Annotated in this window: 20 protein-coding genes, 1 tRNA gene and 2 rRNA genes; 14 read left to right on the forward strand and 9 right to left on the reverse strand. The window is 40.1% G+C overall.

All coding sequences use genetic code 11. From position 1 onward, the window contains the following. The 4 genes from J0H12_05100 to J0H12_05115 all read left to right on the forward strand — a co-directional run. A 23S ribosomal RNA gene (locus J0H12_05100) occupies positions 1–347 on the forward strand; the annotation flags it as partial. A 150-nt stretch (positions 348–497) separates the two neighbouring features. Then, positions 498–612, forward strand: a 5S ribosomal RNA gene (gene rrf, locus J0H12_05105). 266 nt (positions 613–878) lie between these two features. Next, a complete protein-coding gene (locus J0H12_05110; GenBank protein ID MBN9413282.1) occupies positions 879–2,588 on the forward strand; it encodes a lipase family protein in 1,710 nt (569 codons plus the stop codon). A gap of 132 nt (positions 2,589–2,720) precedes the next feature. Then, positions 2,721–3,683 carry a folate-binding protein YgfZ gene (locus J0H12_05115; protein MBN9413283.1) on the forward strand — a complete coding sequence of 321 codons (963 nt, stop codon included), beginning with the start codon at positions 2,721–2,723 and terminating at the stop codon, positions 3,681–3,683. 5 nt (positions 3,684–3,688) lie between these two features. Here J0H12_05115 and J0H12_05120 read toward each other — a convergent pair whose 3' ends face one another. The 7 genes from J0H12_05120 to J0H12_05150 all read right to left on the reverse strand — a co-directional run bounded on the left by J0H12_05120 (position 3,689) and on the right by J0H12_05150 (position 10,257). Further along, positions 3,689–4,783, reverse strand: a complete 1,095-nt coding sequence (locus J0H12_05120) for an extracellular solute-binding protein (GenBank protein ID MBN9413284.1) — start codon at positions 4,781–4,783, stop codon at positions 3,689–3,691. Positions 4,784–4,967: 184 nt separating this feature from the next. Beyond that, the gene (tssG, locus tag J0H12_05125; protein MBN9413285.1) at positions 4,968–5,996 is read right to left on the reverse strand and encodes a type VI secretion system baseplate subunit TssG; all 1,029 of its coding nucleotides are present in this window, start codon (positions 5,994–5,996) and stop codon (positions 4,968–4,970) included. Then, positions 5,960–7,777, reverse strand: coding sequence for a type VI secretion system baseplate subunit TssF (tssF, locus tag J0H12_05130; GenBank protein MBN9413286.1), 1,818 nt, complete (start codon positions 7,775–7,777; stop codon positions 5,960–5,962). Before tssF ends, tssG begins: the two co-directional genes overlap by 37 nt. Positions 7,778–7,880: 103 nt before the next feature. Next, positions 7,881–8,618 carry a tRNA pseudouridine(38-40) synthase TruA gene (truA, locus tag J0H12_05135; protein ID MBN9413287.1) on the reverse strand — a complete coding sequence of 246 codons (738 nt, stop codon included), beginning with the start codon at positions 8,616–8,618 and terminating at the stop codon, positions 7,881–7,883. Further along, positions 8,618–9,553: a methionyl-tRNA formyltransferase gene (locus tag J0H12_05140; GenBank protein ID MBN9413288.1), complete on the reverse strand. Its 936-nt coding sequence runs from the start codon at positions 9,551–9,553 to the stop codon at positions 8,618–8,620. The genes truA and J0H12_05140 overlap by 1 nt, the downstream gene beginning before the upstream one ends. A gap of 8 nt (positions 9,554–9,561) precedes the next feature. After that, a complete protein-coding gene (locus J0H12_05145) occupies positions 9,562–10,065 on the reverse strand; it encodes a peptide deformylase (protein ID MBN9413289.1) in 504 nt (167 codons plus the stop codon). Positions 10,066–10,181: 116 nt separating this feature from the next. Continuing rightward, positions 10,182–10,257 (reverse strand) — tRNA-Phe (locus J0H12_05150). Positions 10,258–10,423: 166 nt separating this feature from the next. Here J0H12_05150 and lepB point away from each other — a divergent pair. From lepB to era, 3 genes are read left to right on the forward strand one after another with little or no spacing between them, the layout of a single operon-like run. Further along, the gene (lepB, locus tag J0H12_05155) at positions 10,424–11,227 is read left to right on the forward strand and encodes a signal peptidase I (GenBank protein ID MBN9413290.1); all 804 of its coding nucleotides are present in this window, start codon (positions 10,424–10,426) and stop codon (positions 11,225–11,227) included. Positions 11,228–11,235: 8 nt separating this feature from the next. Beyond that, positions 11,236–11,910 (forward strand): ribonuclease III, encoded by a 675-nt coding sequence (rnc, locus tag J0H12_05160; protein ID MBN9413291.1) that lies wholly within the window; start codon positions 11,236–11,238, stop codon positions 11,908–11,910. Between the two features lie 4 nt (positions 11,911–11,914). Beyond that, positions 11,915–12,808, forward strand: coding sequence for a GTPase Era (gene era / locus J0H12_05165; protein ID MBN9413292.1), 894 nt, complete (start codon positions 11,915–11,917; stop codon positions 12,806–12,808). Positions 12,809–12,882: 74 nt separating this feature from the next. Here era and J0H12_05170 read toward each other — a convergent pair whose 3' ends face one another. Beyond that, positions 12,883–13,842, reverse strand: coding sequence for a C1 family peptidase (locus J0H12_05170; GenBank protein ID MBN9413293.1), 960 nt, complete (start codon positions 13,840–13,842; stop codon positions 12,883–12,885). A 652-nt stretch (positions 13,843–14,494) separates the two neighbouring features. Here J0H12_05170 and J0H12_05175 point away from each other — a divergent pair. Beyond that, the gene (locus J0H12_05175) at positions 14,495–14,788 is read left to right on the forward strand and encodes a hypothetical protein (GenBank protein MBN9413294.1); all 294 of its coding nucleotides are present in this window, start codon (positions 14,495–14,497) and stop codon (positions 14,786–14,788) included. A 257-nt stretch (positions 14,789–15,045) separates the two neighbouring features. On the opposite strand, the gene J0H12_05180 is transcribed toward J0H12_05175, so the two are convergent. Then, positions 15,046–15,735, reverse strand: a complete 690-nt coding sequence (locus J0H12_05180) for a hypothetical protein (GenBank protein ID MBN9413295.1) — start codon at positions 15,733–15,735, stop codon at positions 15,046–15,048. 153 nt (positions 15,736–15,888) lie between these two features. Between J0H12_05180 and J0H12_05185 the strand changes: the two genes are divergently transcribed. The 6 genes from J0H12_05185 (at position 15,889) to fabI (ending at position 19,387) form a co-directional block, all read left to right on the forward strand. Next, the gene (locus tag J0H12_05185) at positions 15,889–16,104 is read left to right on the forward strand and encodes a hypothetical protein (GenBank protein MBN9413296.1); all 216 of its coding nucleotides are present in this window, start codon (positions 15,889–15,891) and stop codon (positions 16,102–16,104) included. 52 nt (positions 16,105–16,156) lie between these two features. Then, complete coding sequence (locus tag J0H12_05190; GenBank protein MBN9413297.1) at positions 16,157–16,792, forward strand: LysE family transporter; 636 nt, start codon at positions 16,157–16,159, stop codon at positions 16,790–16,792. A gap of 148 nt (positions 16,793–16,940) precedes the next feature. Continuing rightward, positions 16,941–17,159: a translation initiation factor IF-1 gene (gene infA / locus J0H12_05195; GenBank protein MBN9413298.1), complete on the forward strand. Its 219-nt coding sequence runs from the start codon at positions 16,941–16,943 to the stop codon at positions 17,157–17,159. A gap of 181 nt (positions 17,160–17,340) precedes the next feature. Then, positions 17,341–18,270, forward strand: a complete 930-nt coding sequence (locus J0H12_05200) for a ribonuclease E/G (GenBank protein ID MBN9413299.1) — start codon at positions 17,341–17,343, stop codon at positions 18,268–18,270. Next, a complete protein-coding gene (yacG, locus tag J0H12_05205) occupies positions 18,267–18,458 on the forward strand; it encodes a DNA gyrase inhibitor YacG (protein MBN9413300.1) in 192 nt (63 codons plus the stop codon). The genes J0H12_05200 and yacG overlap by 4 nt, the downstream gene beginning before the upstream one ends. Positions 18,459–18,562: 104 nt before the next feature. Further along, positions 18,563–19,387, forward strand: a complete 825-nt coding sequence (gene fabI / locus J0H12_05210) for an enoyl-ACP reductase FabI (GenBank protein ID MBN9413301.1) — start codon at positions 18,563–18,565, stop codon at positions 19,385–19,387. Positions 19,388–19,393: the final 6 nt, after the last annotated feature.

Below are 19,393 nucleotides of genomic sequence, written 5' to 3' on the forward strand. Positions count from 1 at the left end.
AGGGTTTGGCTGTTCGCCAATTAAAGTGGTACGTGAGCTGGGTTCAGAACGTCGTGAGACAGTTCGGTTCCTATCTGCCATGGGTGTTGGAAAATTGAGAGGAGCTGTCCTTAGTACGAGAGGACCGGGATGGACGCACCTCTGGTGTATCGGTTGTCGCGCCAGCGGCAGTGCCGAGTAGCTAAGTGCGGAAGAGATAATCGCTGAAAGCATCTAAGCGAGAAACTCTCCTCAAAACTAGTTTTCCCTATGAGAGTCGTAGAAGACCACTACGTTGATAGGCTCGGTGTGGAAGCGCGGTAACGCGTGAAGCTAACGAGTACTAATCGCTCCATTGGCTTGAATATACACAGAAAACAGCAGTCAGTTGTTAGATGCCTGTCTTTCTAAGTTTTTAAAACTCTGAATGATAGCTAACTTCTGACATCTTAAAGAACAAATTGGTCACAACTATTTACTGTCATGCATTACTTTTTTGACAGTATCCCTATAGATTGCCTGGCTGCAATAGCGGAGGTGTCCCACCCGATCCCATCTCGAACTCGGCCGTGAAAGCCTCCTGCGCCAATGGTACTCCGTCTTAAGGCGTGGAAGAGTAGGTCGCCGCCAGGCTATCTATGGGGATATATGTCATTCTTCTTAAATTCTCTCACAACATATTAAGCTTTAGTTAAAAATTATTTCTTTGGGTATCTTTTTTCATAAATTTATGACTAATTTTTGGGATAAATCTTAAAAATAAATCATTTTTAATCTAGGAAATCAGCCAATTTTCTTAGATATGCAAAAAAATCATCTTAAAATTGTAAATTAGGCAATTGTAATTTCCGAAAAGACAACTATATTTTTCTCAGAACAGATTTTTAAGGAAATATAGGATGCATAAAGATCATAAGATTTTAATTTATACGACGACAAGAGTTTTAACACTTATTTTCTTAGCAAATGCTTATGCTGAAGGTCCTATGGATGAAGATACAATGGCTCTGCGCGCGCCCACCATGGGACAACGTGCTTTTGATAAAGAAGAACTTCTGGTTCTTAAAAAATCTCTACAAGGATTAAACGGTGCAGGCGATTTAGAAGCGATTGATCCTAAAAAAACAACGCGACAAAGCGTAAACCTTGAAATCGTGGTCAATGAAAGTTTGCCAACGCCGTCCCACTTACAAGTTATTGAAACAGCAGAAATTCTTGACGAAGTTGCAGCAAATACACCTGTTGTACGGACTGTGGCAGGCTTTACTTTAGATGATGTCAAAGAAATGGCTCATCTTTCTACTTTATCTTACACCGGCACCTTTGACGCTGACAATGGGAAGGAAATGGTTGCTAAACTTAAATCTGAAGGCTGGGAAATTGTTGAATTTTCGACAAAAGCTGAGCGTTCAGGGATTGTCTTGGTGCGGGGTGATGAAGCGATTATTAGCTATCATGGCAGTGAATCTTTAAGAAATCTTGCAACAGATGCTTATGCCACGATGTCTGAAATGGAATGGGCTTCTGGTTATGCTCATACAGGATTCTTGAATGGATTTGAGAAGACTTGGGATCAAGTTTATGGGACATTGAATACACATGCCACTAAAAAAGGTCTTAGTCTCCGTGATATGAAAGTGAAAGTGACAGGGCATAGTTTGGGGGCGGCTCTTGCAACCCTTGCTGCTTACCGTTTAGCCACTGTGAGTGAGGTAAAACCTGAGGTTATTAATTTTGCTTCTCCTCGTGTTTTTGATCCAAATGGAGCCGCAAACTACGAAAAAGTTTGTTCTAAGACATTAAGGGTAAAACATAACGATTCTACTACTGGCACAGACATCGTAACGCTTGTTGGGCCAGGTTTCCTAGGATTTAAGCATGTAGGCAAGGAGCTTGTCATTAAAGATGGTGGCGGTGTTCCTCATGTCATGAGTGGATATCATGGAGCTTTGGGTAAATTAGAAGATGAAAACTTTGAAGCTAAAAAAGGGTCAGGAACTGGTTTCTTTGCTTGGTTAAATAAGAAGTTATACACAGTCGATAGCGATCGCCATCTTGCTAAAGGGATTGTCCGCATCAGCAAAATTGCACCAGATAAGTGGATTGAAGTTCAGGGGATGGAACCTGAAGAAAAAAAAGCTTTTGTGAATTCAAGGCAAGCGTCTATCGCGCTTGCAAGAGCAATTTCTGCGAACAAAGCGCCTGAAGTTCTTGCTAATTTGAGTGAAGAAATGATGATGGCTCGAGCCCACTATGAGCTGGTAAGAGATCAACATCTCGATATTACCTCAGGTGTTCGTAAAGCTCGTCATGAAGTTGATTCAAAGCAAAAATCTTTTGAAGATAAACTTAATAAACTTGAGCGTCGTCATGGAGAGCTTATGCAAGCGGTAGACTATGCCGAAGAGAACTTTAAAAGTGAGAAAGCTAAAAAAGAAGTTGAAAAGAAAAGACAGAAATTAGACAAACAAAAAGTGAAAGTTCTGAAGGCGAAAGAAAAGCTTGATACAGCAGAAACACGTCTAAAACAAAAACGAGTTAAAGCCGCACAGAAAAAGGTTGAAAACACTAACCTTATAAACGAGACGGAAATTAAGTCTGCTGCTTAAGACCATTTCATCTTTTTCTTAATTTACGATCTCCCGATAATTCTTGTCGGGAGATTTTTATTTTAAGGCTCTACTTGGTTTTGAGGATATTTCACGGTAGGATGCACACCTAAAGCAAGTAAGGAGTCTTAGATGTATTTTATGGCGCCCATTTCCAATAGAGGGATTCTCTCACTGAGAGGAACAGACGCAAAAAAATTCCTCCAAGGACTTATTACGAATGACATCCATCACGTCTCTGATAAAAGAGCCATTTATACAGCACTGCTTGCGCCTCAAGGAAAATTTCTGCATGATTTTTTCATTACAGAGAAGTCAGGTGTCTTATTTCTAGAAGTTGAAAAAGAGCGGCTCGCAGATCTTAAGAAGCGTCTAATGCTTTATAAATTGAAAGCAGATGTAGATATAGAGGATGTCTCAGCTTGTTATCAGATTTGGGCTTTTTGGGGAGAGAACGTTGAAAATAAATTCGGCCTTTCCTTAACCCTGGGAGAAGCGCTTTTTGATAGAGAAAATATCTTTTATGTAGACCCTCGTTGGGCCATGATGGGCGTAAGAGGATTACTCTATATGCCCCAAAAATCCCCAAATGAACAAATTAATTTAGAACCTCAAGCTCTTGACACGTTTTCACAAAATTTTATCTCTCAAGGTTTTCAAATCGTTGAATTTGACGCTTACGATTACATGAGACTTCAGAAAGGCCTCCCGGATGGAAGTCGAGATATGATCATTGAACGCGCCATTTCTCTTGAATGTGGCCTTGAAGATTTACACGCGATCTCATGGACGAAAGGATGTTATATGGGGCAAGAGTTAACGGCTCGAACAAAACACCGAGGTTTAGTTCGTAAGCGTTATTTTCCTGTAGAATTTGAAGGAAGTGCTCCAGAATTTGGGACTAAAATTTCTCAAGGGGAAGATGACGTTGGTGAAATTTATTCTTCAAATGGAGCATTAGCTTTGGCGCGGCTTAAACTTGAGGCTTTATTGAAAGAAGAAGAGTTGTCAGCGAATCATCAACCTTTAAAAGTTCTTAAGCCTGAGTGGATGCCCTATGATGAAATTATGAAAGACGCTTCTCAAAATATTTAAAAATATTAGCGTCCTGTTCGAATTCTTGTCATTGTTCTTGTCAGAAGCTTCATAAATTTAGGGGAAAAAGAAGCCATTTTAAAAAGGCGTTTAAAATCTTTGTCTTTCAAGAATATGGATGTATTTTTAGTGAGTTCTTTATCTAATAAAGGATATGACGCGGGGACAGCATTTGCAGATCGTGTGAAATTAGAGATCTGCGCCATGATATGAGGTTGTAAAATAAATTCTAAAAATTTGTGAGCATTATAGGGGTGGGGAGCGTCTACAGGAATAACGAAACAATCAATCCATATAAGGGCGCCTTCTTTAGGGATGCGATAAGTTAATTGAGGCCGTTTATGAGGATCTAAATGATGCTGAGATTTTGCAATTGAACTGAGCCAATGTTGAGCAAGACATGTTTCGCCTGTGGCAATATCATCGTGACTGCGAGACGCATCAAATCGGCGAATATAAGGGCGAATTTTTGCGATCAATTTTTCAACAGCTTTAAGGTCTTCAGGATTTTCTTTTTTGGGGTCAAGTCCAAGATAAAGATAGGCAGGAATAATCACTTCGGCAGGTTCTTCAAGAAGGGTGACACCACATCTTGAAAAATGTTGGATCACTTCAGGATCAAAAAACATCGCCCAGCTATCGGTCGGAGCCTTTGAGAATTTTTGCGAAATTAACTCTTTTTGATAAGCAAAACCTGTCACCCCCCACATATATGGAATGGCATGTTCATTATGAGGATCTAAGGCCTGAAGTTGTGCCATGATTTCGGGATGAAGGCCGTTTAAATTTTTGATTTTCTCTTTTTGAAGTTTTTGGTAAACCCCAGCCGGGATCTGGCGCGCTATAAAAGGCCATGCACTGGGGCACACCAGATCATATCCAGAACTTCCTGAAAGGAGTTTGGTTTCGAGAATCTCGTTACTTTCATAGATATCGTAATTAATCTTAATACCGGTTTCTCTTGTAAAAGCTTCAAGAACTTCTGGGGGCATATATTCATGCCAATTATAGATATTTAAAACAGCTTCTTCTTGTTGTCCGATGGTCGGAGAAGAAAGCGAGGCAAGTAAAATAGCGAAAAGTGAAAAAAAGCGTTTCAAAGCCGGTCCTTCCAGAAGTTTCTCTTAATTTTTCATATCGCGTTAGAGGCGGGGATTCAATGATATTTATTTAAAGAAGAAAGTTTGAGATTAAAAAATATGTCTTATATTTTTCTATCAAGTGATGATGCTTAGCTATTTTTTCGGATTAAATTTTCTAAAAGATAATAAAAGAAGCATCAATTTATGATGTTCTTAAATAAACTTGGCCATCATCCTCTGAAAAAGGTTTTGTTTTGAGCCAGGATGTCCAGCCGAGGTAGGTTTTTCCATCCAAGCGGGTTTCCATAGCATCAGAAGCTTTAATCGTGAGATTAAAGCAGAACTCTTGTTCAACGCCAACATATAGCCTTGTTAAATCATAAAGAGGGGTATAACCATAACCCGGCTTAATAAAGGCCATAAAGCTTTCACGATCTAACGGCCCCAGGCGAATAGTAATATTTTTTCGTTGATTCCAAACTTTCTCGCCTAAAGCAGCTCCTTGACCAAGAAGATTAAATTTTCCGCGAGCCCCAATCCGTGTGAGTTGATTTTCTTCGAGTTTATTCCAGCCTCCTTGGAATTGAATAACTTCGACAGGAAGATCAAAATAGTTAGAGAGAAAAGTTTGAAGGCCTATCATAGAGCGTGGCTGCCCCCAAAGAAGTCCCGTATAATAAAGTAAACCTCGATCAGGAATCCCTAACCGATTGCGTGTTCCGTTTGTCCCTAATCCTAAAAGAGCATAAAGATTATTCGCAAAGGGAGTTTTATCTGGGCTTTGCTCACTTAAACCAATCCAATGCTTTTTACGAATTCGATGAAGGATCGAGAGGAGTCGATGATTAAAAATATCGATAAAATCTCGTCCGGCCGTATCTTGTTGACGAAGGCGATCATATAGAATTTCCGTGTATGGAGAAGGGAGGGGGCCATGGCCACCTGCAATCCCAAAAAAGTTCACGTGAACGGTGATGCGCTTATCGGATATTAAATTCTCATTGGAAGCATTTGTTTTTACTGAAAAAAGATCGCTTCCTGGATAAGAGTAGAGGATACGACCTTTTAAAATAAGAGCTTCTTCGCCGGGATGAGCCCCTTCCCCCAAAGATTTGCAATCAGGCGCTTGCATTTCAATAAGCTTAACAGCTTGATGAAATTCGAATTGATAAGGTTTCTCAAGAAACTGATTTTCTAAACTAGTCTCTTGCTGCCGGAGATGGAGGGCCATTGTTTCCATATTCCTTTACGATTTTTATTAATAATTTCAAGTTCAGTGAAAGAATTTACCGCGGCAAATAAAGAGAGAAAATGATTCATCACAGAAGAAAATAAAAACAAGTTTCCGCCTTCACCGTCTTTTTTATCAAAAGTTAGAGAGACTTTTGTTCCTTGCAAAAAACCACGCCATGCCTCTAGTCCTATGCGCCGTGTGACGAGTTCTGTTGACATTCCTACAAGAGCTTTCAGTTCTTTCGGTGTTGGAAGATGCTCTGTATTTGAATAAAGACGCATAATTTCCTTGAGGGCTTCCAAAGAGGCGGGATCGTTCGAAAGCGTTAAATGATTAAGTGATAAGTGTGAGATCAAGCGCCACAAAGCATCTCCTTCTAACGGAGCTGATGTTTGAGGTGTCGGCTTATCTAAACAATAAATATGCGAGGCAGGCGTTTCATTTTCTGGTTGTAAAATACTTCCTGCTGGTAATTGCTGAGCCAGCATTCGGTTTGTGCATAAAACTTCGGCATAGATGATATGAGAAGGTGGGCGTTGAGGATTCATCTCAAAATCAACAAAGGAAAGAAGAATATCTGTTCCAGAAAGTTTTGGATTCATCGCCGGGATACGGCGCGCAGACCAAAATGCTTTTTGCTCTCGTTGGACGTGGTTATGATTATAAGAGAAATATGGGGCAAATTCATGAACTTCTTCGCGATTTTCAAAAACGGCTTTGACGGTTTCAATCGAATGAATTTCGGTGGTTTTTTCCCGACGAAAATCAGCAACAAGCCGAGTTTCATGGGCTCGATAATCAAGTTTCAGAGGTTCGGAAGTTTTCCTGAAAATATTGGTGACAGGCGTTGTATGAAGCTGGAAAGTCATCTCATTAATATCATTGGGAGATAAAAAAACATCATCCGCGAGTGTGATTAAAATATCAAAACTTTTAGCAGTGCTGGTCAAATGTAAATTTTGGATTTCAGCATAGAGAAATTTCTCAGGAAAATGGAAATATTCATAAATAAGACGATAACCAGCATGCGCATGGCTGGGGTAAGGAATCACGGCCTCATCAGGTAAAAAACCCACTTGATAGAGAGAATCTTGAGGAAGAAGTTGAAGATTTTCTGGTGCTGAGAGTCCGCCTGGAATCACCGCGATTTCAGTTTCTTGAGCAAACAAAGCTTCATAGAGATTAGCTTGAAGAATGGAATTTCCCGAGAGATAAAAGCGCAATTTTTTAAGATTAATACGATTGATTTCCATTCCAAACGTTTCAAAGCGTAAGAGAAGGCAGTTCGTCGACGTCAAAATGTCGGACGGTAAATCCAGAGATCGTCTTGAGATAATTTCAGCTTTTTTGAGGCTAATGGGAGCAAGCTCAATATCATAGGCAGTTTCAAAGCGACATGTTTCCCCTTCAAGCGTTTGACAGAAGAGAGGCGTTTTTCTGGGGATTTTTGTAACTTCTGTCAGTTTTCCTTTGTCAGGAGTTGAGACGAATTTAGCAATTGTCATTGAAGGAAGAGGATTTATAAAGTGAGGGTATAAAACCTCCAACATGCCAGTGGCAATTCGTGGGAATTGATCATCAATATCTCGTTGAAGGCGGGCTGTTAGATAAGAAAAAGACTCCAAAAGCCGTTCTACATGAGGATCTGAGGATTCAGAAGCTCCAAAATCAAGTCTTTGCGCAATCTTCGGGTATTGTGTTGCAAAGCGTGAGCCTTGGTACCGGAGATAGTTAAGCTCGCGCTGATAATAATCAAATAAAGGTCTTAAGTTTGTCACGCAATCCCCCATCCATTTTTTTTAAGATGGCATGAGGAAGGTTAAGTTTTTATGAAAATTAGGGGATCATTTTTCATAAATTTTAATGAAATAAGCTTTCAAATTAATAGCGCACGCTTGTGAAGTAAAGGCCATCTGGGGGAGCTGTTGGACCGCCAGCTTGTCTATTTTTGGCTTCTAAGGCTTGTTTGAGAGTTTCAGGAGTCCACTTCCCTTCGCCAATTAATTTCAAGCTTCCGACCATATTTCGCACTTGATGATGAAGGAATGAGAGCGCTGAAACCTGAAAAAAGATCAAATTGCCTTCTTGCGTGATTTTGAAACTATTGAGAGTGCGTATCGGAGAGGTTGCCTGACATTCGCTCGCTCGGAAAGTGGTAAAATCATGCTTACCGATGAAAAGGTTCGCGGCTTGTTGCATCATCTCAATATTGAGGGGACATTTTATAAACCAAACACGCTTTTTATCGAGAGCTGGTGGGGCCGTACGACAAAGGATTTTATAGCAATAAGACCTTTCCACGGCTGAAAAACGTGCATGAAATTGGTCATCTGTCTCATGAGCTTCTGTAATGACAACAGGATAAGAACGCAAATAATAGTTGATTGCTTCTCGAATTTTGTAGGCTGGAAGACATTTTTCAAGGTCTACATGGGCGACTTGTCCCAGGGCATGAACCCCGGCATCTGTTCGTCCCGCAGCATGAAGTCGGACGTGCTCTTGCGAAAACGCCGTAATCGCAGATTCAATGACACTTTGAATAGAGAGACCATTTGCTTGATGTTGCCATCCAACAAAAGGAGTACCATCGTATTCAATAGTGAGTTTATAGCGTGGCATCAGTTCTCAACAAGAGGTAATTGAGTGCCACGAAGAATGACATGCCCATTCAAAAAATCTTTTAAAGAACACGGTTTTTTTCCTTGTTTTTGAATGAGTTGAGGTCTAAAAGCTTGCTGGCCGCAGGCAATTGTCAATTGATCATCAAGGACTTGCCCAACTTTTCCCGAGAGGGAAAGGACCTCTGCCGCAAGGACTTTATATATTTCATCTTGCCATATAAACCAAGCGCCAGGCCAAGGTGTGAAAGCACGAACTTGACGCTCGAGCATTTTCGCCTCTTGGGCCCAATCGAGTTGCCCTTCTTGTTTCGTGATTTTATGGGCGTAAGTAACGCCTTCTGAAGGTTGGGGCTGAGGTGTTATTTGGTCGTGTTGTAAGTCTTCAAGTGTTTTCAACAAAAGGGAAGCGCCCAGGGGGGCAAGTTGATCATGAAGGGTGCTTGCTGTCGTCTGAGGCGTGATTGGAATGGATTCTTTCGACAGCATTGTGCCTGTATCAAGGCCTGCATCCATCTGCATGATCGTAATGCCGGTTTCGTGATCTCCCGCTAAAATAGCCCGTTGAATGGGAGCTGCCCCCCGCCAACGAGGCAGAAGAGAGCCGTGAATATTAAGACAACCCAAGCGAGGAGCCTCAAGAATGGCTTGAGGTAAGATAAGTCCATACGCTGCGACGATCGCAATATCTGCTTTTAGCGTCTTAAAAAGAGTTTGTTCTTCATTCGTTTTTAACGTTTTTGGCGTGAAAACAGGAATGTTATAACGGTCTCCCAAAGAGTGAACAGGGCTTTTCTGCACATGATATCCTCGTCCTGCAGGGCGGGGAGGTTGGGTATAAATGCCAATAACATGATATCCCTTATCAAGAAGCAATTGAAGAGCAGGAACTGCAAAATCTGGCGTTCCCATAAAAATGACACGTTGTTTTTCCATGCGTCGCTTTAATCCTGTTTTATCTTAATCGCTCGTCGTAGCAGTAAGTTACGCTTAAGGGAGGAGAGATGATCAACAAAAAGAACACCATTAAGATGGTCGATTTCATGTTGAATGCAGGCCCCAAAAATACCATCGACAGTTAATTCTTGTCGCTTGTTAGAGCGATCAAGATAGTGGAATTTAACGGAGCTTGCACGGACAATCGACGTCCATTGATCTGGTACAGAAAGACAACCTTCTGTGAAGGCTTCACGTTTATCAGAATACCAGACGATCTCAGGGTTGGCCATGAGAAGAGGCTCGGGCGTCCGTTCATCTTCAAAATCAATAACAACAATGCGTTTTTGAATGCCGACTTGTGTTGCGGCCAAACCACACCCTTTATCGTGATACATTGTTTCAAGCATATCATCCATGAGGCGCTGAATTTCGCCATCAACTTTTTCGACAGGATGAGCTTTGAGCTTTAGACGGGGGTCAGGAACCTTAAGGACTTTTAAAAGGGCCAATTGAGTGCCTCATAATTTAGATAATACATTCTAAAGAAAATATAGTGATTAAGATGAAAATTTCAATTGTTTTCAGTAATTTTTTAAGAATTAACGGCGTATATTTATGACGTAAATGGTGCCTGGGGAGGGAATCGAACCCCCGACACAAGGATTTTCAGTCCTTTGCTCTACCGACTGAGCTACCCAGGCATCCAAGAGAAGTCTTAATGAATTCTTCGGACAATGTCTAGGAGTTTCTTCAAAATTACGTGACTTCTCAAAAAAAAGAGGTCAAACCTTCTGAAAAAAGAGGAAAGGCTTGCCTGTTAGTATTTTTATTGTATGCTTGATAATAAGATAAGAATTGGAGTTTTTGATGACCACAACAAAGAAAAAAGAAGGATCAGCCTCAAAAGAAGGTATTATAGAATTTGTGAAATCTTTGGTTTCCGCCATCCTGGTTATTGGGACCATTCAAACGGTTGCTTATCAAAATTTTAATATTCCTTCGGGCTCGATGAAACCCAACTTACTGATTGGTGATTTTCTTTTTGTTTCTAAATTTGCGTATGGCTATAGTCATTATTCGCTTCCTTTTAGTCCGCCTCTTTTTAAAGGGCGTATTTTGGCCCAAGAACCTAAACGTGGCGAAGTTGTTGTTTTCCGCCCACATTTTAATACAAAGATAGATTTTATTAAACGACTTGTGGGGCTTCCTGGGGATCGTATTCAGATGCGAGAGGGGATTCTTTATATCAATGATGAGGCCTGCCCTCTTGAGAGAGTCCCTGAAGATTTTTCAGATCATTTATATATGAATTATTTTCCAGGGAATATCGAAGAACGCGTCTATGACGAAGAGGGCGTTAAAATTCAGCAATTTGTTCAAACGCTGCCAAATGGAGTGAAGCATCTTGTAATTAAAGAAAGGCCTTTTGGAACCGGCAGATTTGATAATACGGACGTCTTTGTTGTTCCTGAAGGTCATTACTTTATGATGGGAGACAATCGGGATGGCTCTGATGATAGCCGGAATATCAATCATTTAGGGTTTGTGGCACAAGAAAATCTGATTGGTCGGGCTGAACTCATTTATTTCTCAACATCTGCACAATGGTGGGAAGTCTGGAAATGGTTAACACACCTGCGGTATGATCGTCTTTTAAAATTTATCCGATAGAGTACAGGGTGACAAATTTACGGCTTCTTGAAGAAAATTTAGGGTATGTTTTTAAAAACAAAAAGCTTCTGGATCAAGCTCTAACGCATTCAAGCTTGACTTCGATACAAGAGAATAATGAGCGTCTTGAATTCTTAGGAGATCGCGTTTTAGGCCTTGTTATTGCCCAACTTTTGTTTCAGCAGTTTCCTTCCGCACCAGAAGGAGATTTATCTTTGCGTCATACGCAGCTTGTGAATAAAGAAACACTTTCTCAGGTGGCGCTTAAACTTCAGCTTGGCCTCTATGTGCGAATGACAAGAGGAGAGAAGGCCTCAGGAGGGCAACTAAAAAAATCGTTAATCGCAGATGCTTGTGAAGCCGTGATTGCAGCTGTATACCTTGATGGAGGACTTTCCGCAGCCCAAGACTTTATTTTAAAGTATTGGGGTGATCTTTTGAGCGAAAAAAGTCAATTTATAAAAGATGCTAAATCGAAATTACAAGAGTGGGTCCAAGCTCAAGGTAAAAATGCTCCTTCTTATGAAATTGTTCGGCGGGAAGGACCTGATCATGCGCCTATTTTTACCGTGGCTATTTTTGCTGAAGGGCTCCCGTCTATGGAGGGGGCTGGGGCTTCGCGACGAGAGGCAGAGCAACAGGCGGCGCAGCGCTTACTAGAGTATTTAGAAAAGAATGGATAAAAGAATGCAGTGTGGTTTTGTAACAATTGTTGGGGTACCGAATGCCGGAAAATCAACCCTTGTCAATCAACTTGTCGGCTCAAAAGTAAGTATTGTCTCTCCCAAAGTTCAGACGACGCGGCGACGTATTCTGGGTGTTGTCATGCAAGATGAGAGCCAAATTATCTTAGTTGATACCCCCGGAATTTTTGAACCTAAGAAACGTCTTGAGCGAGCCATGGTGGCGGCTGCGTGGAGTTCTATTGAAGGCTCTGACGTTATTCTTGTGATCGCAGATGCAACGGCATACTCGCAGGAACCAACGCTTGCTTTGATTGACAAGCTTAAAGATGCGAATATTCCCATTTGGTTAGCGATTAATAAGATTGATCAATGTCCGCGAGCTCAACTTTTGCCGCTCATTTCTCAATTAACGCAAGATAAACCTATTCAAAAGACCTATCTTATCTCGGCTTTAACTCGAGATGGCGTGGACTCTTTATTGAAAGATCTTGCGGATAAGATGCCTTCCGCGCCATGGCATTTTCCAGAAGATCAGCTGTCAGATTTACCGCAAAGGCTCCTAGCTGCTGAAATTACACGCGAGAAAATCTTTCAATTTCTTCACCAAGAATTACCCTATGCGGTTACGGTGGAGGGCGAAAAATGGGAAAATTTTGCAAATGGAGATGTAAAAATCTCTCAAGTTGTCTTTGTGATGCGAGAAAGCCAGCGCCGCATTTTATTGGGTAAAGACGGGCAACAAATTCGGAGGATTGGTGAATCCGCACGACGAGATCTTCAAGAGATTTTAGGCACGCGTGTGCATTTATTCCTTCATGTTCGCGTGGCAAAAGACTGGGCTGAGAGGCGTCAACATTACGAAGAAATGGGCCTTGAATTTAAGGCGGGTGAGTAAAGTTTTATTAAAAGAGAGGAGAACATTTATCTTTCGATAAATGTTCTCAAGTCGTATTTATGTATTAATTGAGATCAATTTTTTGACAAAGGTGTGCCGACGGCAACGAGTTCTGTTGCGTATTGCTCTAGATAGTCATATGGAAGATAAGCATAACCTTTTTTGCCCCATTTAAGACCCCAGCTATTTTTAATTTCAAATAATTTACGTTTAAAGTCAAAACCCGTAATGACGATGGCATGTGAGCCTTCTATGGAGTCATAAAGGGTGGGCATACTTATTTGATAGCCATTTCTTGAAATGGGATTATCCCAGCAATTTTGATAGATATCAAGGGCAGCCACAACTGGAGACCCACAACATAAAGCTTTTTCCACCGATTCTATATCTGCTTCTAAAGGTTTCCCAACGGGAGCCGTTGCTTTTTTAGAAAGAGAACTTAACGCAAGATCAATACCAAATTCTTTCATGGTCCCATTATAGTCGCTCATTGTGCAAACTTTGGCATCTTCTTGTGCTCTAAGATCATCTTCCCAACCTTCATAAGAGATATTGATTCCGTTTTTAAGAGCAACTTCTTCAAGATATCTATCATAAGGAAGTTTATCTTCCGGGACAAATCCATATTGTTTGGCGACGCGAAGGGCGTTCCCTAAAAATAAACCTCCTTCGCAATGATTTCCTAATCTATGGGTTTGAGCCAATACTGTAAATTCCGCTTCAGAAAAACGGCGTTGATAGTAATATTCTGCAGTTGCGCTAGTTGCAAAGCTAACACATGTTCCTAAAGGACCCTGATCCTTTACGGACGTCATTTTTAAGTAATGATAGAAAGGTAATTTTTTCTCATATTCGATTGAGCCAGTAGAGCAAGGACATTTTCCTGAGGTATAAAAATCAACCGGCGTTTCTTCGAGATCTATTTTATGGTATGTAGCAAGAGAATTCCACGCATTGAACATAGCAAAGAAAAATGAGCAAAAAGCCAGATAGCGGGCTCTTTGTTTGTTTAATTTATGCGAAATACTGGTCATAATTATTTTTCCCTCTCCTTATAAAGTTATTGAAATGTGGATGACGTAAGGAATTCGTGATCCATGGGCCACGCTATGAAGAAAAGGCTGAGAGATCTATGCGTAAAATTTTCCTAATCAAGGCGCCTGAGTAGAAATTACTCAAAGATTTTATCGAAAAAAGAAGCATATTTTTGAAATTAGAACGGAATTTTCTTGATATTTGTATCGATTCGTGATAAGGTAATAATAGATGGTCAGAGATGATTTTCTTCCCTTACGCGGGCCTTACAATCCCTCGTAATTCTTTCACAAAATCTTCGACTACTGTCTTAATAAATTAGGTCTTACAACCCTAACTTATTAAAGAAGATAAGCTTTTTAACGCTCTTTTTGAGTGAATGCCTTTCCTTTGTCTTTTTTCAGAGGTCGCCTCCTCTGAGAAAAGCAGATCAAGAGACTCTTTTCTCATCCTGATGGAACCTCGAGGCCAAAGGGAGATGAAGAAAGGAACCTCTGAGGCTAGGAGGAGTAAAGACGGGACATACGTGGGGGATGAAAGAACCAAGTTGTTCGTCTTTATTTTTCTTAAGCTTTCGGGGGATAGAGAGAAGGGCAAAAGGCTCATCAGAAGTATGTAACAATAAACCATAAAACAGGGAGTAATTATAAAATGATGGAACGGTATGATCAAATAACAAATGTTAAGACTAAGAGAGGACCTCACCTATGGAGAGAGACATCGACACCAAAGAAAGATTCTCACCAGAGAGTGTTGAGAGCAGAAAGGAGTTACTTTCCTCCTCTGCAAGGAAGCAACAAAAAGACTGATCATCAGTCTTTTAATCGGTGGTGGGACCTTACCTTCGGCGATGAAGAGAGAGCAACAACAGATGGTAGAGAAAGAGGTCCTTTCTACTACCCTCATCCTCGGCCGTGTGCCGAGGATCTCAGGCAACCAGCGTGAAGACGCCAGGTACATTTGGAATTCTATGCCACCAAAGTGACAGGTCACCTGGCGCCACATCAGGGGCCGATGCGTACGGTTTTCCTAATAATCCTCCACCTGCAGACCATCCTAAGGGAAATATTGATTGATGCGTTGAAAGATTAAATCGACTTATCAGGAAAAATAAAGCGATCGATCTAAATTCTAGATCGATCGCTTTGGATGAAAAAATATGTCAACACAAGGGGGTGACAATTAGGGTTAAAAAATTGTTTCTAATTGTTAAGTGTAGTAGTGTTTGTTAATTTCTCTACCTTTATCTCTAATGGAGCGAACTTTTCTTGATAAATTTCTAACCAATTTGTCTTTACGGTCCTTTGATGACGATTAGCCATTTCTGTTTGGCTGATGGTTGCAGAGGTACCAGTGATGCTACTGATTGGATTTGTAACTACTTTACTGAGAGATATATGCAAGGTACCATTTGCAATTCTCATGAATTCATTCATAAATTCTGTTTGCTCTTGACTAAGTTTACTTGCAGGTTTCCAGTTATTTATATGAAGTGCTATAAAGCGACCCCAGTTAGTTACATTTTCTTGAACCTCATCGATAATAAATAAAATTTTTGGTAGAATGTTATTAAATTGCGCTAGATTTCCTTGAATACTTAGGAAGTTCTTAATATTATCATTAAGTGAAATATGAAAAATCTGATGTCTGCCATCAACTGTATCTATCATTCCGTTAATTTTTTTGTAGTCGTTAACTGCGGATTGCCCTATTAGAGATTTAGCTTTTTCAGTTGAAAGAACTGAATTTTTTAATCTAACCAGTGTAACAGTGCTTGCTGACGTAAGTGCTATAGCAGTATAATTATTTAAATTTACACTACTTGCTATAGACGTTTGGGCAATTATCGAAAACAGGACAATATATATAAATTTTTGCATATAGCGAATCATTTTGTAATTCCTTTAATAGGTTGTTTGAACTTACCTAAGGAGCATATTATAAATTGATTAATGGACAGTTAACTAAAATTGGTTTTGTGACTTAATTTGGTCTCAAAGGCATCTTCATGCATGCGGACTTCATCCTTGAATTAGGACGGTTGATTGAGAAAATTCTCACTGCGTCGATTGGGGGGAGAAAATGCTAGCAGCTCATTTGAGAAAGATATTTCTATTTTCTCTCTTTTAAACAAAGGATTCGATCCCTCTCAAGAAAATGATGTTCCTGAAACTTCTGCCAGCTCTCCAGAAGAAGAGCTCGATGATATCTTTCAATCAGAGATAAAAGAATTATTTGAAGAAGACGCAGGCAGGGAGTAATCTCTCTAACTATTTTCATCAAAATGAACGTTCAAAAGGAGTTTTCTTTTAAATGAAAGATCTGTTTCTAACCTATTTGCCTTCCATTCTTTCTGTGACGGCGATGCAGATAATTGGATTAGTAAGCCCGGGACCTGATTTTGCGATTGTGGTGCGAAATAGTCTTATCCACTCACGTAGCCTCGCGTTATTAACCGCTTTTGGGATTGCGGGTGGAATTATGCTGCATGTAACGTATATCTTGATGGGATTAGGCGCTTTCATTGCGCAAACAGAATGGCTTCTGGTGATGTTAAAAGTTTTGGGCGCAGGTTATTTATCTTATTTAGGGATCCGTGGTTTGAGAGCTTCTGCAACCTCTAAGAACATATCTCAAAAACCCATAGAGTTGAAATTGACCCCTTTTGGTGCTTTAAGAAGTGGCTTTTTAACCAATGCCTTGAATCCAAAAGCTATGCTTTTCATCTTGAGTCTTTTATCTCTGAATGTAAGTGACCAGACACCAAAGGCGATTTTAGGTTATTATGCCTCAATGATTTTTATCACAACACTTGTATGGTTCACAATTGTTGCCTTTTGTTTTTCAAATGAACGGGCCCGTCTTTTTTTTAGTCAGTATCGTCATTGGATTGATCGGATAACTGGGGGGTTTTTATTGTTGATGGCGTTGAAGTTATTACTAGGTTAAAGATCATTTTAAACAAAAGATTGCTTAAAATCCAATTATAGACTACATACCTTACGCACAAGAACCTCTTGGCTAAAATTTTTAATTCATTATAATAAAACACTTTTGGTTCTTGGAAAGTTTATGATTAACGTAAAATGGAGTTTGAATGTCGAAAGAAGATCTGATTGAATTTAGCGGAACCGTCGTTGAAATTCTACCAAATGCTATGTTTCGAGTGAAATTAGATAACGAACATATTATTCTTGCCCATACCTCTGGGCGTATGCGTAAAAATAGAATTCGAGTTCTTGCGGGGGATCGGGTTGTTGTTGAGATGACACCTTATGATCTTACAAAAGGGCGCGTGATTTTTAGAGAAAAATAATGGCGGGGAATGGCCACTAAAATCTCTACACTTGTGCCGGAGACACTTTTAAATTTGTGGCTGAAGACTCTAGGCTATAACTTATTCTCTTTATTATCTATTTATTCTTCTCTTAAATCTCTTGCTAAAGAGCCTCCTTGCAATTCTGTGGGCCCTGTTTTTTCATTAGAAAGTGTTAAAAATGCGCGAAGAAGATGAGAGGCAACTCTTTATTTTTAAAAAACCTGAAGGCATATTTTTAACGGCTTTTGAGGATGAGAAAGCGATTCAATGCAGTTTAGATCTTTTCGACAACAAACCTAAAGTCGGTGATATTTATTTAGCGCGCGTCTTACGAACGGATAAAACAAGAGCATGGCTTGATGTGGGCGAGAATAAACCAGCTCTTTGTTTTCCAAAAACGTCTTTTGTCGAAGGCGAATGTCAAGTCGTCTGTATCGTAAAAGAGTCTAGTGTAACCCCTTATGCTCAAAAGGGTGCTCTTGTAACGGATAAAGTTCCTGAAAAAGAAAAATATCTTAAAGACGCAGATAAATTACCCCTGTGCATGGTCGCAGCTGATCCAGCTTGGAAGAGGTATTTAAAAGAGATCGATATCCCTATTATCGTAAATGATATTGAAATTTATCAAGAGATTAGGGCTTTAGGGAAAACAACAGTGACACTAAAATCTGATTTAGAATGGTCCTATCAGCTTGATAGTATATGGAAATCATTTTTAGAGCCGATCGTGCCGATTTCAGGTGGTGGTTGGCTTTTATTTGAAGAAGCAGAGACGCTCACAGCCATCGATGTTAATACCTCTGCTTACGATCAAAAAGGCGTTAATTTAAAAGGAGATAATGACCTTTACGACTTCAGTAAGCGAGCTGGTGACACTTGTATTGAGCAAATTAAATTAAGAAATTATGGCGGGCGTATCGTCATCGATTTTCCGATCTTTAAAAATAAAAGCTTTTATTTTAAACTATGGACTTATCTTAAAGACCAATTTCAGGAAAAAGATACATTTATTCCTGGATTCACGCGGACGGGACTTTTTGAATTAACACGCTATCGTCCAGGTCTTTCAATCCCTCAAAAACTAAAGAAAATTAATTTTACATCATGACTCAAAACCCAACTTCGAAAATCCTTCTCTGCCCCATTTGTAAAAAGCCGCGACAGCATGAATTCAGGCCTTTTTGTTCGATACGTTGCAAGCAAATCGATTTAAATCGATGGTTTTCTGAAGTTTATTCAGTCTCTGTTGAAGAAGAGAAAAACCCAACAATAATTCAAGACGAAGATCTTGACTGAAGAAGACTCTCGACTTCTTACATCACAAGTATTGATTAACGGTAGGCTTGCCGTTAATATCTTAATTCTATGATAATATAAAGCGATATAACAAGGAGCTCTTAATGACACAACAAGGATTAATGGTCGGTAAAAAAGGCCTTATTATGGGCGTTGCTAACGACCATTCTTTAGCTTGGGGAATTTCAAAAGCGCTGGCTTCTCAGGGCGCCTCATTAGCATTTACCTATCAAGGAGAAGTTTTGAAAAAAAGAGTTGTTCCTTTAGCGGAATCCCTTAATTCAAATGTCTTACTTGAATGCGATGTGACGGATGAAGAAAAGTTGGCTGAAACCTTTCAAGCCTTAAAAGATCAATGGGGAACCCTTGACTTCGTTGTGCATGCAATTGCTTTTTCAGACAAAGAAGAGTTGAAAGGGAAGTATGTTGATACCAGCCGCGCCAACTTTTTAAATACACTCGATATTTCCTGTTATTCTTTTACAGCTGTTGCGCGCCATGCGGCACCTCTGATGTCTCAAGGGGGAAGTTTATTGACATTATCTTATTATGGCGCTGAGAAAGTGATGCCCCATTATAATGTGATGGGTGTGGCAAAAGCTGCCCTCGAGACAAGTGTTCGTTATTTAGCGGCAGATCTGGGTGGGGATAATATTCGTGTGAATGCGATCTCTGCGGGGCCTGTAAAAACATTGGCTGCTTCAGGGATTGGAGATTTTCGCTATATCTTAAAGTGGAATCAATATAATTCGCCCTTACGTCGCAATACCACATTAGAGGATGTTGGGGGTGCTGCCCTTTATTTGTTAAGCAACCTGTCTTCAGGTGTCACAGGAGAAGTTCATCATGTGGATAGCGGATATCATGTGGTCGGAATGAAAGCAATTGATGCACCTGATATCTCAACAATGAAAGAAGAACGGTCATAAAGTTAA

The sequence above is a fragment of the Candidatus Paracaedimonas acanthamoebae genome (assembly GCA_017307065.1).
GTDB classification, from domain to species: domain Bacteria; phylum Pseudomonadota; class Alphaproteobacteria; order Caedimonadales; family Caedimonadaceae; genus Paracaedimonas; species Paracaedimonas acanthamoebae_A.